General features: G+C 69.2%; 18 protein-coding genes. 3 read left to right on the top strand and 15 right to left on the bottom strand.

Going from position 1 to position 13,321, the window contains the following annotated elements; translation table 11 throughout:
* Nucleotides 1-78: 78 nt before the first annotated feature.
* From VIB55_RS09435 to VIB55_RS09400, 8 genes are all read right to left on the bottom strand, one after another.
* Nucleotides 79-348: a hypothetical protein gene (locus tag VIB55_RS09435; RefSeq protein WP_331876398.1), complete on the bottom strand. Its 270-nt coding sequence runs from the start codon at nucleotides 346-348 to the stop codon at nucleotides 79-81.
* A 215-nt stretch (nucleotides 349-563) separates the two neighbouring features.
* On the bottom strand, nucleotides 564-935 hold the full coding sequence (locus tag VIB55_RS09430) for a metal-sensitive transcriptional regulator (protein ID WP_331876397.1): 372 nt from the start codon (nucleotides 933-935) through the stop codon (nucleotides 564-566).
* Nucleotides 936-972: 37 nt separating this feature from the next.
* Nucleotides 973-1,314: a thioredoxin gene (gene trxA, locus VIB55_RS09425; protein ID WP_331876396.1), complete on the bottom strand. Its 342-nt coding sequence runs from the start codon at nucleotides 1,312-1,314 to the stop codon at nucleotides 973-975.
* A 100-nt stretch (nucleotides 1,315-1,414) separates the two neighbouring features.
* Complete coding sequence (locus VIB55_RS09420; protein ID WP_331876395.1) at nucleotides 1,415-3,826, bottom strand: heavy metal translocating P-type ATPase; 2,412 nt, start codon at nucleotides 3,824-3,826, stop codon at nucleotides 1,415-1,417.
* A 17-nt stretch (nucleotides 3,827-3,843) separates the two neighbouring features.
* Nucleotides 3,844-4,224 (bottom strand): cupredoxin domain-containing protein, encoded by a 381-nt coding sequence (locus VIB55_RS09415; protein ID WP_331876394.1) that lies wholly within the window; start codon nucleotides 4,222-4,224, stop codon nucleotides 3,844-3,846.
* Nucleotides 4,221-4,430, bottom strand: coding sequence for a heavy-metal-associated domain-containing protein (locus tag VIB55_RS09410; RefSeq protein ID WP_331876393.1), 210 nt, complete (start codon nucleotides 4,428-4,430; stop codon nucleotides 4,221-4,223). The genes VIB55_RS09415 and VIB55_RS09410 overlap by 4 nt, the downstream gene beginning before the upstream one ends.
* 166 nt (nucleotides 4,431-4,596) lie before the next feature.
* Nucleotides 4,597-4,842 carry a hypothetical protein gene (locus VIB55_RS09405; protein ID WP_331072627.1) on the bottom strand — a complete coding sequence of 82 codons (246 nt, stop codon included), beginning with the start codon at nucleotides 4,840-4,842 and terminating at the stop codon, nucleotides 4,597-4,599.
* Nucleotides 4,843-4,865: 23 nt separating this feature from the next.
* Nucleotides 4,866-5,996 (bottom strand): ribonuclease D, encoded by a 1,131-nt coding sequence (locus VIB55_RS09400; RefSeq protein WP_331876392.1) that lies wholly within the window; start codon nucleotides 5,994-5,996, stop codon nucleotides 4,866-4,868.
* Between the two features lie 164 nt (nucleotides 5,997-6,160).
* On the opposite strand from VIB55_RS09400, the gene VIB55_RS09395 reads away from it, so the two are divergent.
* Nucleotides 6,161-6,940 carry a hypothetical protein gene (locus VIB55_RS09395; protein ID WP_331876391.1) on the top strand — a complete coding sequence of 260 codons (780 nt, stop codon included), beginning with the start codon at nucleotides 6,161-6,163 and terminating at the stop codon, nucleotides 6,938-6,940.
* 35 nt (nucleotides 6,941-6,975) lie between these two features.
* Nucleotides 6,976-7,152 carry a hypothetical protein gene (locus tag VIB55_RS09390; RefSeq protein WP_331876390.1) on the top strand — a complete coding sequence of 59 codons (177 nt, stop codon included), beginning with the start codon at nucleotides 6,976-6,978 and terminating at the stop codon, nucleotides 7,150-7,152.
* Between the two features lie 29 nt (nucleotides 7,153-7,181).
* On the opposite strand, the gene VIB55_RS09385 is transcribed toward VIB55_RS09390, so the two are convergent.
* Nucleotides 7,182-7,895 carry a hypothetical protein gene (locus VIB55_RS09385; RefSeq protein ID WP_331876389.1) on the bottom strand — a complete coding sequence of 238 codons (714 nt, stop codon included), beginning with the start codon at nucleotides 7,893-7,895 and terminating at the stop codon, nucleotides 7,182-7,184.
* 146 nt (nucleotides 7,896-8,041) lie between these two features.
* A complete protein-coding gene (locus VIB55_RS09380; protein ID WP_331876388.1) occupies nucleotides 8,042-8,245 on the bottom strand; it encodes a hypothetical protein in 204 nt (67 codons plus the stop codon).
* Between the two features lie 94 nt (nucleotides 8,246-8,339).
* Between VIB55_RS09380 and VIB55_RS09375 the strand changes: the two genes are divergently transcribed.
* Nucleotides 8,340-8,618, top strand: coding sequence for an oxidative damage protection protein (locus VIB55_RS09375; protein WP_331876387.1), 279 nt, complete (start codon nucleotides 8,340-8,342; stop codon nucleotides 8,616-8,618).
* A gap of 229 nt (nucleotides 8,619-8,847) precedes the next feature.
* Here VIB55_RS09375 and VIB55_RS09370 read toward each other — a convergent pair whose 3' ends face one another.
* The 5 genes from VIB55_RS09370 to VIB55_RS09350 form a co-directional block, all read right to left on the bottom strand.
* Entirely contained in the window at nucleotides 8,848-9,939 is a 1,092-nt protein-coding gene (locus tag VIB55_RS09370) for a DUF1611 domain-containing protein (RefSeq protein ID WP_331876386.1), read from the bottom strand.
* Nucleotides 9,940-10,042: 103 nt separating this feature from the next.
* On the bottom strand, nucleotides 10,043-11,230 hold the full coding sequence (locus VIB55_RS09365; RefSeq protein ID WP_331876385.1) for an AI-2E family transporter: 1,188 nt from the start codon (nucleotides 11,228-11,230) through the stop codon (nucleotides 10,043-10,045).
* Nucleotides 11,231-11,347: 117 nt separating this feature from the next.
* Complete coding sequence (locus VIB55_RS09360; RefSeq protein ID WP_331876384.1) at nucleotides 11,348-12,286, bottom strand: PspA/IM30 family protein; 939 nt, start codon at nucleotides 12,284-12,286, stop codon at nucleotides 11,348-11,350.
* Nucleotides 12,287-12,374: 88 nt separating this feature from the next.
* Entirely contained in the window at nucleotides 12,375-12,770 is a 396-nt protein-coding gene (locus VIB55_RS09355) for a hypothetical protein (RefSeq protein ID WP_331876383.1), read from the bottom strand.
* Nucleotides 12,770-13,048 carry a hypothetical protein gene (locus tag VIB55_RS09350; protein ID WP_331876382.1) on the bottom strand — a complete coding sequence of 93 codons (279 nt, stop codon included), beginning with the start codon at nucleotides 13,046-13,048 and terminating at the stop codon, nucleotides 12,770-12,772. Before VIB55_RS09350 ends, VIB55_RS09355 begins: the two co-directional genes overlap by 1 nt.
* Nucleotides 13,049-13,321: the final 273 nt, after the last annotated feature.

Here is a 13,321-nt window from a genome sequence, read left to right as displayed (position 1 = left end):
GTAGACCTGATCGGAAAAAGACGCGGGGGGCCGGGCACCTGGGGCCCTGCCCCCCGCTTCATCCATCCAGCCCCGTGATTACGGGGTGGTCGTCTCGGCGGCCTCGGGCGTGGTGTTGCCACCGGCCGAGTCCATCGCGGGGGCGGTCGCGCCGGCGGCACCGGCAGCGCCGGCCGCGGTGGTGTCCATCGGCGTGGTGGTCGCCGGCATCGGCGTGGTCGCGGCCGGGTCGGTCACGGGCATCGTGCTCTCGGTCGTGGTCGCCTCGGTCGAGGCCTCCTCGGCGGCGTCGTCACCACCGCAGGCGGCCAGGGCGGAGAGGGCGAGCACTGCAAGCAGCTTCTTCATGATGAGCCTCTTTCGGAGTTTCGGTTCGCCGGGTGCTTCCATCGCCCCGGTTCGGCTCTCCTTAAAGCACTCGCCGTGCCGCATCGCAGCCTGCCGAAGAATCCAGCAAACATGCGGTTTTTTCTCGGTGCGTCCTCCCGCCCCGATCCGTTCGTGCCGGTTCCGAACACCCCACCGAACACCCGGGAGTGTTCAGTGAACAATCCTTGTACAAGCTAGCGCACGTTCTTGTACATCATGTCGATCAACTCGTCGTACATCTTTTCGGCACCGTCGCCGCCGCTCGTGATGGCACCCGCGGCGCAGTGCTTCAGGTGGTTGCGCATCAGCTCGCGGCCCACGCTGCGCAGCGCCTCGTGCACGGAGGCGATCTGGGTCATGATGTCGGCGCAGTAGCGGTCTTCTTCCACCATCCGCTGCAGGCCGCGCACCTGGCCCTCGATACGCCGCAGCCGCTTGAGGTTGCGGTCCTTGATGGCGCCATCCACCGCGATGGCGTGCCGGTCGCCCTCGCCGCCCGTGCCGCACCCGCAGCCGCAGGTGCCGGCATTCGCCTCGGTCGCTTCATCCCCGATGTTCGTCGCCATTCTCGTCCCGTTCGCGCGTTGGAGTCCGAAGCGCCGCCTACAGCAGCGCCGCCAGCTTGTTCTCGATGGCCTGCCGCGGCACGGCCCCGATCACCTGGTCCACCACCTTGCCGTCGCGGAAGATCAGAAAGGTGGGGAGCGAGCGGATGTTGAAGCGCGTGCTCACCTGCAGGTTGGCGTCGGTATCCACCTTGGCCACCTTCACCCGCCCGGCGTAGTCGCCGGCGATCTGCTTCACCGCCGGGTCCATCATCCGGCACGGCCCGCACCACGCGGCGCCGAAGTCCACCAGCACCAGCCCCTGCGCACCCTCTACCTCGGCCGCGAAGGTCACGTCCGTCACCTCGACCACGCCCGCGTTCGTCGTGTCTGCGCTCATCTCCGCCTCCGTTTGCACGGTGTCCGCGCCCCGGCTCCAACGCCGGGGCGAAACACCGAATGTAGTGTGCGGACCGCGACTGGTCCACATCATGTTGTACTCAGGCCAGCTTTACGCCACGCAGGCGCAGGCTGTTGGCCACCACGCTCACCGAGCTGAACGCCATCGCCGCGCTGGCCAGGATGGGGCTCAGCAGCAGCCCCCACACTGGGAACAGCAGCCCGGCGGCGATGGGGATGCCGACCACGTTGTAGATGAAGGCCCAGAACAGGTTCTGCTTCATGGTCCTCATCGTCCGGCGCGACAGGTGGATGGCCGCTGCCACGCCGCCCAGGTCGCCGCGCATCAGGGTGACGTCGCTGGCCTCCATCGCCACGTCCGTCCCCGTGCCGATGGCGATGCCCACGTCGGCCTGGGCCAGCGCGGGGGCGTCGTTGATGCCGTCCCCCACCATCGCCACCACCTGTCCGGCCTCCTGCAGCCGCTTGATCTCGGCCACCTTGCCCTCGGGCAGCACCTCGGCCACCACGCGGTCGATCCCCGCCTCCCTTGCGACGGCCTCGGCGGTCGCGCGGTTGTCGCCCGTCAGCATCACCACCTCCAGCCCCATCCGCTTCATCCGCGCGATGGCCGCTCGCGAGGAGGGCTTGATGGGATCGGCGACGGCCACCAGGCCGGCGAGGCGCCCATCCACCGCCACGTACATCGGCGTCTTGCCCTCACCCGCCAGCCGTTGCGCATCGTCGCGCAGCGGATCGGCTGCGATGGAGTAGTCCGACATCAGCAGCGCGTTTCCGATGGCCACCGCGCGCCCATCGACCACGCCCAGCGCGCCGCGGCCGGTGACGGACTCGAAGCTCTCCGCATCCGCCAGCGCCAGCCCCAGCTCCTTCGCCCGATTCACGATGGCGTCGGCCAGCGGGTGCTCGGACGATGCCTCCACCGACGCCACCAGCCGCAGCAGCTCGCCCTCGCTCGCGACGGGCGATCCGGCCGCCAGCATCAGGTCCGTGACGGTCGGCCGCCCCTCGGTGACGGTTCCCGTCTTGTCGAGCACCACCGTGCGGACGTCGCGCGCCCGCTGCAGGGCCTCGCCGCCCTTGATCAGCACGCCGGCCTCGGCGCCCTTGCCGGTCGCCACCATCACCGCCGTGGGCACCGCGAGCCCCATGGCGCAGGGGCAGGCGATGATCAGCACCGCCACCGCCGCGGCGAAGGCGCGCACCCCGGGCGCCGCATCAGCCGCCACGAACCAGACCACGAAGGTGGCGATGGCGATGGACAGGACCACGGGAACGAAGATGGCGCTGATGCGGTCCGCCAGCCGCTGGATGGGCGCGCGCGAACCCTGCGCGTCGCGCATCAGCTTGACGATCTGCGACAGCACGCTGTCCGCGCCCAGCGTCGTCGCCGTGTAGCGGAACGCGCCCGTGCGGTTGATGGTGCCGCCGATCACCCGGTCGCCCGGGCCCTTCTGCACCGGCAAAGACTCGCCGGTGAGCATCGACTCGTCCACGGCGCTCTGCCCGGACGCCACCTGGCCGTCCACGGGAATGCGCTCGCCGGGCCGCACCAGCACCAGGTCGCCGTGCAGCACCTCGTCCACCGGCACGTCGGCCTCGGCGCCGCCGCGAAGGACGCGCGCCGTCTTCGGCTGCAGGTTTGCGAGCGCGCGCAGGGCGGACGACGTCTGCCGCTTGGCGCGCGCCTCCATGGCGTTGCCCATCAGGATGAGCGCGATGATGAAGACCACCGCCTCGTAGTACACGTCGGGCTGCACGCCCCGGGCGATGAAGAAGCCCGGCGCCAACGTAGCCGCCAGGGAGTAGACGAACGCCGCCCCCGTGCCGACCGCGATCAGCGTGTTCATGTCGGCCGAGTGGTGGCGGAAGGCGGCCCAGGCACGCGTGTAGAAGTGCCGCCCGGCCCACCCCATGATGCCGACGGTCAACGCCAGCAGCCCGTACGCGATCACGCCGCGCGGAAGCTGGTACAGCCAGGGCAGGGCACTGGAGAGCGCGGGGTTCATCCACGCCATCGCCCAGCGCATGAACGGGTCTACCGTGGCGCCGTGCCCCGCGTGCGCGTCCTCCGCCATCAGCGGCATGGACGCGACCATCGCGATCATCGCCACGGCGAAGCTGGCGAGCGCCTTGGTCCGCAGCTCGCGGAACTCCTCATCCTGCGCGCGGTCCTGCGCCTCCTGCTCGTCGAACGCCGTCTGGCCGTCGTGGGCCAGGCTCGCACCGTAGCCGGTGCCGCGGATGGTATCCACCAGCGCCTGAGGCGAGGTGGCGCCCGGGTCGAAGTGAACCGTGGCGTTCTTCGTCATCAGGTTCACCGCCGCGGCCTGTACGCCCGGCTGCTTTTCCAGCGCCCGCTGCACGCGCCCGGAGCAGGCGGCGCACGTCATTCCGCTGACGGGAATCGTCACCTTGCCCGCCGCGGCCTGCGTGGCCGCCGGCACCGGAGGCGACCCCGCGTGCGTGTGGTGCTCGTGAGTGCCTTGCATCCCGTCCCTCACCTTTTCTACTCGACCGTGAGCCTGCCGCGAAGCATGCTCATGCCGCAGGTGAACTCATAGCTGCCCGCGCGCTCGGGCGTGATCTCGATGGTCGTCTGCCTGTGCGCCGGCAGGAACTTGCGGATGCCGAAGTCGGGAAAGACCACTTCCTCCGAGCACCCGGAAGTCTCCTGCCGATCGAACACCAGCCGCACGGGCGCCCCCTGCTTCACCTTTACGTGCGCGGGCTGGTAGCCGCCCTGCACGGTAATGGTCACCTGCTGCACGCCTCCGGCGCTGAGCGCGGCCTCCGCCGTCGTGCGCCCCGCCAGGAAAAAGTACCAGTTGACCCAGGCGATGGCGGCCAGCCCGGCCAGGACGACGATCCACTCGGTCGCGTTCATCATACACCTCGCGGCTGATAGCCCTCGTCCGCGATGGCGGAGGCAATCGCGTCGAGGGTGACGGTGCGCGGATCGTACCGCACCTCCGCCTCGCCCACGCGAACGCTCTCCACCTGCACCCCGTCCATCCCCTCCAGCGCGCGCCTGACGGCTCCCACGCAGTGCCCGCAGCTCATCCCGTCGATTTCCAGCGTCAGCTTCTCCATCATCCCCTCCCCTGCAAGTCCGTTCCAGGTTACCCCCCACGGGTACAATTATGGATACCCCCACTCCCTATGTCAAGGGGCCGCTGCCGGGGACAATGAAAACAGCCCCCGGCGCCGCTGGCGCCGGGGGCTGCTCCTGTATTTCCTTGTCGCTCGTGGCTTCAGCCGTTCAGGCGATACCCGCCGCCGTCTTGGCCCACTCCAGCCGCCGGCGGAGTTCCTTCTCGCTCATCGTGCCGATGGCCAGGTGCGCCGCGTCGATGCTGTTGAAGTCGATGGGCGCGGTCACGGGCTCCGTGCCGGGCTCGTCGGCCAGGCGAAAGGCCAGCAGCGCGCCGTTGCGCAGGTGCGCCACCTTGGTGGGCAGGGCGACCGCTTCCCAGGTGCGGCCATGATCGTCGGTGATGCTCCTCATCCGTTCTATCCTCCAGGTTTTCGTCAGCCGCGGTTGATGGCTTTCAGCAGGCCCTGGCCCACCGCTTCTACCTGCCAGGTGCGCACGCCGGGCACCTGCGCCAGCTCGTCGATGGTGCGGGGCTGCGCCCGGGCGATTTCCTCGAGCGTGGCGCGCGGGATCAGGAAGCCCGCGTCTAGGTTCAGCTGGTCGGCCAGACGGGTGCGCGCGTCGCGCAGGGCCTCGAAGCGGGCCTCCTGCTCCGGGTCGCGCTCGAACCGCTGTCCCCGCGGCCAGCGCGGAAGCTGGTCCTCCGGCACGTCGAGCCCGCGCTGCACGGCGGCCAGGATGTCGCGCCCGCGGCGCTGTGCCAGCCCCTCGGAAATGCCGGTGACGGACGGCAGGTCGCGCATGCTTCCCGGGGGCGCGGCGCTCATCTCCAGCAGCGCCTGGTTGCCCAGGATGCGGAAGGTGGCCTGGTCGCGCTCGCGCGCCACGCCTTCGCGCCACGCGTGAAGCTCGCGAAGGATGGCCAGGCCGCGGGGCGCCAGGTCGCGCGCGCCCTTGATGCGCATGAACGCTTCCTTGCCGTCTTCGGGCTCCGTCCAGCGCGTTCCCTCGCGGCGAAGGAACTCCTCCTGGGCCCAGTGCAGCCGGCCCATCTGCTCCAGCGCGGCCTTCAGGCGGTCGCGCAGGTCGGGAAGGTGCGCCGTGTCGGTGGCGGCGTACTGCTTCATCCCCTCCGACAGCGGGCGCTCGGCCCAGTCGGCGCGCTGGAACTCCTTGGGAAGCTTGATCCCCAGGTGCTTCTCGACGATGGTGCCCAGCCCCAGGGCGCGCTCGCCCAGGAACGCGGCGGCGATCTGCGTGTCGAACAGCCCCGAGATTCCCATCCCGGCGTCGCGGTCCAGGATGCGCAGGTCGTAGTCGGCGTCGTGGAAGATCTTTTCGATCGAGGGATCTTCCAGCACGTCCTTCAGCGGCGACAGGTCTTCGACGGCGAAGGGATCCACCAGCCAGTTCTGCGTGCGCGACGAAACCTGCAGCAGGCTCAGCCGGTCGAAGTAGCGGTGGTAGCCCGCGGCTTCCGTATCTACGCCCAGCAGCGGCTCCGCGCGCAGCGTCTGCGCCAGCTCGCGAAGTGCCTCGGGGGTGTCGATGGTCGTGTAGTCCATTCTCTCCGTTTCCTGGAACCCGCAAAATCGCCCGCCGCCGGGGGCATCGCAAGGTCCGGGCTTCCATGCGTGGCTGGACGGACCGGCGGGGGAACGCCAGGTTATGCTGGCGCGCAGATCAGCGCGCATCTCCTTGCGTGGAGATCCACCCGCCTCCCGTTACCATGCTTCTGTTGATCCAGGCACAGCCCGCAACCGACAACTCCGTCCTGGGACTGTACGGGATGGCCGTGATCGCCGCGCTCTTCATCGTCGTCCTGGGAAGCTTCCATCTGCAGGCGGGGCAGGGGTGCCTGATCTTCGCCCTGATCTGGATGTGGATGCTGACGGGCACCAGCTTGGCGATGCGCGGGCATTTCGTGGTCTCTGCGGTCGTCGCGGGCGCCGGGTACTGGATGGTGCTGAAGTCGCACAGGCGGGCGCGTGAGGCCGAGGCGGAGGCGTGGCGCGCGAAGGAACGCGCCGAACAGGAAATCCAGCGGCAGAAGGACGAGGCGCTGCGCCGGCAGCGCGCCATCGTCCCGGCGTCGGCGAAGCTCGTCGGTGTGGTGACGTACCGGGGCGGGCTTCCCGAGATGGAAGGCGTGCAGGTGGTGGAGCTGCTGGCCTCGGGGGAGAAGCTGTTCCTGGTGCCTGCGGACGTCACGAAGCCGGCGGTGATGGTGGACGTCAGCCGGTCCACGCACCTGTGGGTGGCCGAGGCTACGGGAACCGTGGTGCTGGCGACCGACTCCGCCACGGGATGGCCCCAGCAGGTGGAGTTCGGGCCGGCGGAGGGAGGCATCGCGAACGCGCGCGACCTGTATACGCGCCTGGCCCGCGTGCTACCCGCGCGTGCCTCGTCGAAGCCGCCCGCCCGCTCCGCCGCGATCCCCTGCCGGGGCTGCGGAGCCGCCATCGCCGCCGACGCGCCCGCCTGCCCCTACTGCGGAAGGCCCGCGTGAGTGCGGGCGGAGAACGTACCTGGATGGGAGAGCCCATGTCTGACGCCATCAGCCATTCCGAAGCCGACGGGCTCAGGCCCGACCGAGAGCACAACACCCTGCTCGCGGACATCTCCGACCTCCAGGCATTCGTGGCTTCGCTGCCGGACCGTGACACGCGATCCGCCGACGAGATCCTGGGCTACGACGACTTCGGACTGCCGTCGAGGTGATCATCTGAGTAGGCTCCTCACCAGACCAATCAGTGAAGTCTAGCTGCCGCGACTTTTTGCGAAGCAGGTTTCAGCGATCGGCTCGCGAGTCGCGCTCCAGCTTGAATGAGCCGCGCGAGGACCAGCAGCCCCACGGTATTCGCCACGACGAGGATCGGGATTCCCACCCGCGTCAGGCCGTTCCAGTGCGGACCCCACACATCCGAGATTACCAGGCTATTGAAGTAGCCACAGCACAGTCCCATGTCCGTCAGGAGGGCGATGCCGGGCGCCTGCGTCGCCGCGAGCACGTCCCGGTACCACTCCGCTTGCCATCCGCCGAACCCCCAGATCGCGATCGAGGTCATCAGCACTACTTCCACGGCGAACGCAACGCCCGTCCGTCTGGCCAGGGAGCGCAGCCGGGCGTCGGGATACACGCCCGAAATCCGCCGCCTGTGCAGCAGCAGGATGAAGGCGGCTCCGGCGATGAGCGGCCCCGAGATCTGGTACGTGAAAGCCATCGGCGTGTCCCCGCGCCACGGCGGGTCGCCATCCAGGACCCACACGCTTGCGTACACCGTCAGCATCACGGCGGCAATCGCCGCACTGAAGACGAGTGCCGCCGGGTAGCCCCACTTCCACCCGCGGAGCAGCGCCACGACGATCACCGTGGCGAGTACCATCCGGATCAGCCCATCCAGGAGCGCAGATGGCTGGGCCCAGGAAACCGCGTAGTACGCGTTGCCGGCCAGCTCCCACACGGGATAGCAGAGCAGGACCAGCGCAGGGAAGCGGAGGGGATGGGGAGGCATGGAGAAACCCTGGAATCCCGGTTGATTCCGATCTGCATTCGCTTGAAACGTGGATGCGGCCGCCCGTCTGACGTGGCGCGCCGCCCTGGCCTGAATCACGAAGCGTCCGGCGCGAGGATCGCTTCGATGATCTCTTCGCCGCGAACGCGGGCGCGGCCACTGTTCATGGAGCGGCGGTCCTCCACGCGGCCGTCCGGCAGGCGCACGCGCACCAGCACGTGCGAGGCAAAGGTCATCGCCGGGTTCCAGGTGGCGGTGCGGCCCTCGTCGGAAAGCCGCGCGGGAATGGGATCGGGCATGTGGATTGGACCGCGCCTTGCGCCACGGGTTACATTCGGAGGAGCGATGCGCCCGGCGGGCGCGCCTGACCAACACGAACAGCAGACCGATTCGATGGCCGACGTCACCTGCGCGCGCTGCGGAGAAACCCGGGCGGGAATGCCGTTCGCGCCGTTCAACAACGACCTGGGCAAGCGCATTCACGCCTCCATCTGCCAGGAATGCTGGGCGCTGTGGCTGAAGCAGCAGACCATGCTCATCAACCACAACGGCCTGAACGTGCGCGACCCCGAGGCCAAGGCGTTCCTGTACGACCAGACGGAGAAGTTCCTCTTCCGGAGCGGCGACGCCGAAGAGGTAGACACCAGCAAACAGGGCACCATCCAGTGGTGAGCCCGGCGCGCTTGTGCTCGGCGCGCCATGCGGTTACCGTTGTGGCTGCATCCACGTGAACCAGCGAGACGCCATGACCGATCCCAAGACCTGCTGCTGCGACAAGTGCTGCTGTGAGGGCGACTGCTGCGCGGACTGCTGCTGCGAGCAGACCTGCTGCTGCTGACCTGAACGGCCGCACCGAAAATCGAAGAAGCCCCGCCATCCAGCGGGGCTTTTCGTTTTCTCGTCAGGCCGGCTGCAGAGCCGAGCGCTTCTGCGCGGCCGCGGCCAGGATGGCGTCCGCCAGCGGCTCCGAGCCGAAGCGCACCGGGTCCGTCACCGGCAGCCCCGTCTCGTCCGCCGTGCGCGCGATGGCGTCTCGTGCGGCGGCCTCATCCATGTCGAAGGTCACCAGCGAGATTCCGATCACCTTCGAGGGCCGCAGCGGCGCGATGGCGCTCTCGCATATGGTGATCATCTCCGGCACGGTCGGCAGCGGCATCCACGAGTACACGCCGCCGCCGCCGTACGGGCAGCTGCGCGTGGGCTGGTGGCACAGGATCATCCCGTCGGGCATGGACCCGTGCAGCAGTCCCAGGGTGACGCCCGAGTAGCCCGGGTGCACCAGCGAGCCCTGGCCCTCCACCAGCACCACGTCGTTCCCCTCGGCGGCCCGAAGCACCAGCCGCTCCGCCGCGCCGCTGATGAAGTCGGCGACCACGGCATCGACCGCGATCCCCCATCCCTCGATGAGGATTCCCGTCTGGCCCGTGGCCGCGAAGCCCACCCTGGTCCCGCGACGGGTGAGCGCGTCGCGGATGTGCAGCCCGGCGGTCATCTTGCCGATGTTGCAGTCCGTGCCCACGGTGAGGACGGTGTACGCGTCCACGTTCCGCGCGCGCCCGCTGCTTACGGGCAGGTCCGTCGGCGGCTTGCGCAGGTCGTGGATGGGCACGCCGCGCTCAGCCGCGAGGGTTGCGAGCTCCGGGTCGTCGGCAATGTGCGAGTGAAGCCCGGCGACGATGGGCAGCCCGGCGGCGATGGCCTGCCGCAGCATCGGGCGCCACTCGGGCGGAAGCGCGCCCCCCTGCGGCGCAATGCCGATGAGCAGGGCGGTGGGACCCAGCGCCAGCCCCTCGTCCAGCGTTCCGACGACCGGAATGCCGCCCCCGAATCCAAGGACGTCCTGCACCGTCTTGCCGGCCAGGCGCGAGTCCATCACGCCCAGCACCCGGTCGGGAAGAAAGCGGACGGCGCTGTTGGCCGTCTTGCTGGTCAGCGGCCCGAACTGCCCCTCGGCCACCACCAGGTAGCGATACGTCGTCAGGTCGTGATTCATCGGGGAAGTGCGTTAGTGCGTGAGTGCGTTTGGATCCGGCCGTGCGTGAGCGGTGATGCGCGAGGCGATCGGTTCCGCACTCACGCACTTCCGCACTCACGTACTATCGTGGCGCCGAACCGGCCTGCTCGAGCATCGCCGGAATGCTCACCGACTCTCCATCCAGCCTCATGGCCGATTCGGGGACGCGGACCTCGGCGGGGGCGTCGCGAACGAAGCGGCGGAAGCCCTTTCCCTCCAGCAGCCGGTGCACGTAGATCCGGCGGATGATCACCATCAGCGAAGCCAGCACCGGCACCGCCACCAGCAGGCCGATGGGCCCCAGCAGCTCCGCCATGATCAGCACGCTCAGGATGGTGAGCACGGGCGGCAGGTGCACGCGCCGCTCCATGATCAGCGGGTGCACGAAGTTGGCTTCGATCAGGTGCACCACCACGCCCAGCAGCACCACCAGCCACGCCTGCACCGCGCCCCCCATCCCCAGGACGAAGAGGGCGGGGAGCAGCGTCGACACCAGGCTGCCGAAGAACGGCACCATCACCACCACGCCCGTGAACACGCCGAACGCCAGGGCGAATGGCACGTTCAGCAGCTCCAGCCCGATCCAGGTGAGCACGCCAAGGAACACCATGGCCAGGAACTGCCCGCCGATCCACGCGCGCAGCGACTTGCCCAGGTCCGCCAGGATGTCGCGCACCAGTTCGCGGTGCACCGGCGGCGCGAGCAGCACCACGCCCTCGCGGTACAGCTCGGGGCGCAGCGCCATGTAGATCCCCATCACCATCACGCTGACCAGGTTGATGAGGAAGTGCAGCGTGTCGAACACGACGGGAAAGATGCCCGCCGCAAAGCGTCCCGCGTTGTCGGCAACGGTGGATAGCTGCGCGTTCAGCCGTTCGGGGGGCAGCACGGCCGCGAGCAGGGGATACCGCTCCACCAGCTCGCGCAGGCTGCCCGTCCACACCTGGATCTGCCCGGGGAGCGCGGTGATCAGCGCCTGCGTCTGCCGGGCCACCGGCGGCAGCACCAGCCAACCCACGGCGAACGCCCACAGCCCCGTGAGCGCCAGGGCGACGAGGAGTCCCGCGGCCCGGGGCAGCCGCGCGCGCTCCTCCAGGAAGCCGATGATGGAGCCCAGATAGAGGGCGAACAGCGCCGCCACGAAGAACAGCAGCAGCACCTGCGCGACGCTGTACACGAAGAGCAGCAGCAGCACCGCCGCCACTGCCGCCGTGAGCACGGCAAAGGGCGAAGGCCGGGGAGCGTTCTGCTGTCGGTCGGCGGAGCTCATGGAGTTTCGGTACGAACGAAGCGCGGGACCGGCGTGATGCCGGTCCCGCGCAAGGTATCAGACGAACGAGCCGGGTGCCAAGGGGTGACGCCCACTCGCATCCAGATTCCGTCCCGCTCAGCCGCGGTTGAGGGCGTCGATGCGGGCGGCCAGGTCGGCGTCGGCCAGGTTGCCGCCGCCGTGCGCCTGGGTCGCGTCCCCGGGAGGCGGCGGCGCGTAGGCGGTGCGCTCGGCCGCCGTGTGCGCGCCCGCGTCGTCGTCCACCAGCTCGGCATCGTGCACCGACAGGTCCTGCGGCTGCGCGGCGGGCTGGCCGGCGCCCAGGCGAGGGGCGCCGGACCCCTGCGGCAGGGCCTGCTGCCCGGCACCCGGGGGAAGCCCCAGCCCGGCCTTGGCCTTCAACTCCAGCAGCCGGTACTCCACGTCGGCGCTGCCGCCGGCCTCCAGCGCGCGGAACTGCCGCTCCAGCGGGTCTCCCGAGAGCTCCTCCGACACCTCGGCGGCGGCCAGGGCCAGGCGCTCGTTGTGCTCGATCTTCTGCGCCATCCGCTCGAACGTCTCGAACGCCGACGTGTCGGACAGGCCGGCCATGGTCTCGTGGATGCGGCGCTGCGCCTGCGCGCGCTTCTGCTTGGCGATCAGCAGGTTCTTCTTGCGCTGCGCCTCCTCGATCTTCACCTGCAGCTGCCGCAGCGCGTCCTTCACCTTTTCGGTGTCGGCCACCTGCCGCTGCCAGGTTTCGTGCATGCTTTGGGCGCGCTGCGCGTACTCCTGCTGCCGCATCAGCGCCTGGCGGGCCAGGTCGTCGCCCCCCTGCTGAACGGCCAGCATGGCGCGGCGCTCCCACTCCTGCGCCTGGCGGGCCTCGGCATCTACCTGCGACTTGAGCTTGCGCTCTTCGGCGATGGCGAGCGCCACCTCCTGCTTGGCCCGGGTCTGCTGCTCGCGCATGTCGATGATGACCTGCTCGAGCATCTTCTCCGGGTTCTCCGCCTGGGCGATCAGGTCGTTCAGGTTCGACCGGACCAGCATCTTGAGCTTCGTGAAGATCCCCATCGTCCTAGCCGTTCTGGGTCCTTTGGGTGCGCCGGGCCGTGCGGGGCCGGGCGTGCGCCGGACGTGTTGGTCAGCGAAAAGAAAGCCGTCAGCAGTCGCGGTACGTGGACAGCGACTCCAGGTGTGTCGCGATCGCCATCTGGAACGAGTCGACGGTAGCCTGGAACTCGTTGAAGTCCAGGTTTTCCAGCTCCATCGACTCGGTGAGGATCACGTCATCGTCCTCCAGGCCGTACGCGGCGTGCACCAGGTCCGTGGCGTTGGCCACCAGGAGCTGGCGATACAGTTCGGCGCACTTCTGCCCGTCGCGCGGCGCGTCGAGCACCTTCAGGCGAAACACCAGCAGCGGCGGCGCATGGCTGATCACCAGCGGGGCGCCTCCATCGGGCTCGCCGGGGTAGGCCAGCCACATGCCATCGTCTACTTCCTCGTACCCCATTTCCATGCGGTTCAGGAAGTTCACCACGTCCTCGCGGGTCACCATCAGGGGCTCTCCGATTGGGGTTCGTTCGCGGGCGGCGGAAGCTGGCCGGCGGATGGGCCCTCGCCCTTGGACAGCAGGCGCACCATGAACGACTGCTCCTCGCTCAGGCGCCGCACCTCGGACTGCAGGGTGTCCATCTCCTCGCGGAGCCGGCGGATCTGCTCGTCGCGGCCCGCCAGCTCGTGTCCGTCGCCGCCGCGCCAGGCCGACACGACCCAGCGGGCCACCAGGCCGGCGACCAGGATGGTCAGGAGTACGGAAAACGGGATCATCATCATTCGATTCACCTGACCGGATACGCGACGCCCCGCGACAAAGTTTCACCTTGGAGCGGCCGTGTCCAGCGGGTGGGGAAAACTGCGGGAGAGAGGAGGACCTCGTCCGGGGTTCGACGGGGTGCCATCGCATGCTGCGCGAGCCCCCTTCCCCCCGACCCCCGGCCGGGGAGACCTGAATCGCGCTTCGGCTGAGACTGGTGCATGCCGTTAGCCGCCCCCCTCTCCCGGCCTCTCCCCCATAAACCCCATGGGGGAGAGGAGAATTCGATTGCG

It is taken from the genome of Longimicrobium sp. (assembly GCF_036554565.1).
In the GTDB taxonomy this organism is placed as follows: domain Bacteria; phylum Gemmatimonadota; class Gemmatimonadetes; order Longimicrobiales; family Longimicrobiaceae; genus Longimicrobium.
This window is presented reverse-complemented; position numbering and strand designations above follow the sequence as displayed.

Excerpts from the sequence above, each read along its gene's own strand:
- VIB55_RS09435 (WP_331876398.1), bottom strand. The coding sequence starts at position 348 with ATGAAGAAGCTGCTTGCAGTGCTCGCCCTCTCCGCCCTGGCCGCCTGC.
- VIB55_RS09430 (WP_331876397.1), bottom strand. The coding sequence starts at position 935 with ATGGCGACGAACATCGGGGATGAAGCGACCGAGGCGAATGCCGGCACC.
- trxA (WP_331876396.1), bottom strand. The coding sequence starts at position 1,314 with ATGAGCGCAGACACGACGAACGCGGGCGTGGTCGAGGTGACGGACGTG.
- VIB55_RS09420 (WP_331876395.1), bottom strand. The coding sequence starts at position 3,826 with ATGCAAGGCACTCACGAGCACCACACGCACGCGGGGTCGCCTCCGGTG.
- VIB55_RS09415 (WP_331876394.1), bottom strand. The coding sequence starts at position 4,224 with ATGATGAACGCGACCGAGTGGATCGTCGTCCTGGCCGGGCTGGCCGCC.
- VIB55_RS09410 (WP_331876393.1), bottom strand. The coding sequence starts at position 4,430 with ATGATGGAGAAGCTGACGCTGGAAATCGACGGGATGAGCTGCGGGCAC.
- VIB55_RS09405 (WP_331072627.1), bottom strand. The coding sequence starts at position 4,842 with ATGAGGAGCATCACCGACGATCATGGCCGCACCTGGGAAGCGGTCGCC.
- VIB55_RS09400 (WP_331876392.1), bottom strand. The coding sequence starts at position 5,996 with ATGGACTACACGACCATCGACACCCCCGAGGCACTTCGCGAGCTGGCG.
- VIB55_RS09395 (WP_331876391.1), top strand. The coding sequence starts at position 6,161 with ATGCTTCTGTTGATCCAGGCACAGCCCGCAACCGACAACTCCGTCCTG.
- VIB55_RS09390 (WP_331876390.1), top strand. The coding sequence starts at position 6,976 with ATGTCTGACGCCATCAGCCATTCCGAAGCCGACGGGCTCAGGCCCGAC.
- VIB55_RS09380 (WP_331876388.1), bottom strand. The coding sequence starts at position 8,245 with ATGCCCGATCCCATTCCCGCGCGGCTTTCCGACGAGGGCCGCACCGCC.
- VIB55_RS09375 (WP_331876387.1), top strand. The coding sequence starts at position 8,340 with ATGGCCGACGTCACCTGCGCGCGCTGCGGAGAAACCCGGGCGGGAATG.
- VIB55_RS09370 (WP_331876386.1), bottom strand. The coding sequence starts at position 9,939 with ATGAATCACGACCTGACGACGTATCGCTACCTGGTGGTGGCCGAGGGG.
- VIB55_RS09365 (WP_331876385.1), bottom strand. The coding sequence starts at position 11,230 with ATGAGCTCCGCCGACCGACAGCAGAACGCTCCCCGGCCTTCGCCCTTT.
- VIB55_RS09360 (WP_331876384.1), bottom strand. The coding sequence starts at position 12,286 with ATGGGGATCTTCACGAAGCTCAAGATGCTGGTCCGGTCGAACCTGAAC.
- VIB55_RS09355 (WP_331876383.1), bottom strand. The coding sequence starts at position 12,770 with ATGGTGACCCGCGAGGACGTGGTGAACTTCCTGAACCGCATGGAAATG.
- VIB55_RS09350 (WP_331876382.1), bottom strand. The coding sequence starts at position 13,048 with ATGATGATGATCCCGTTTTCCGTACTCCTGACCATCCTGGTCGCCGGC.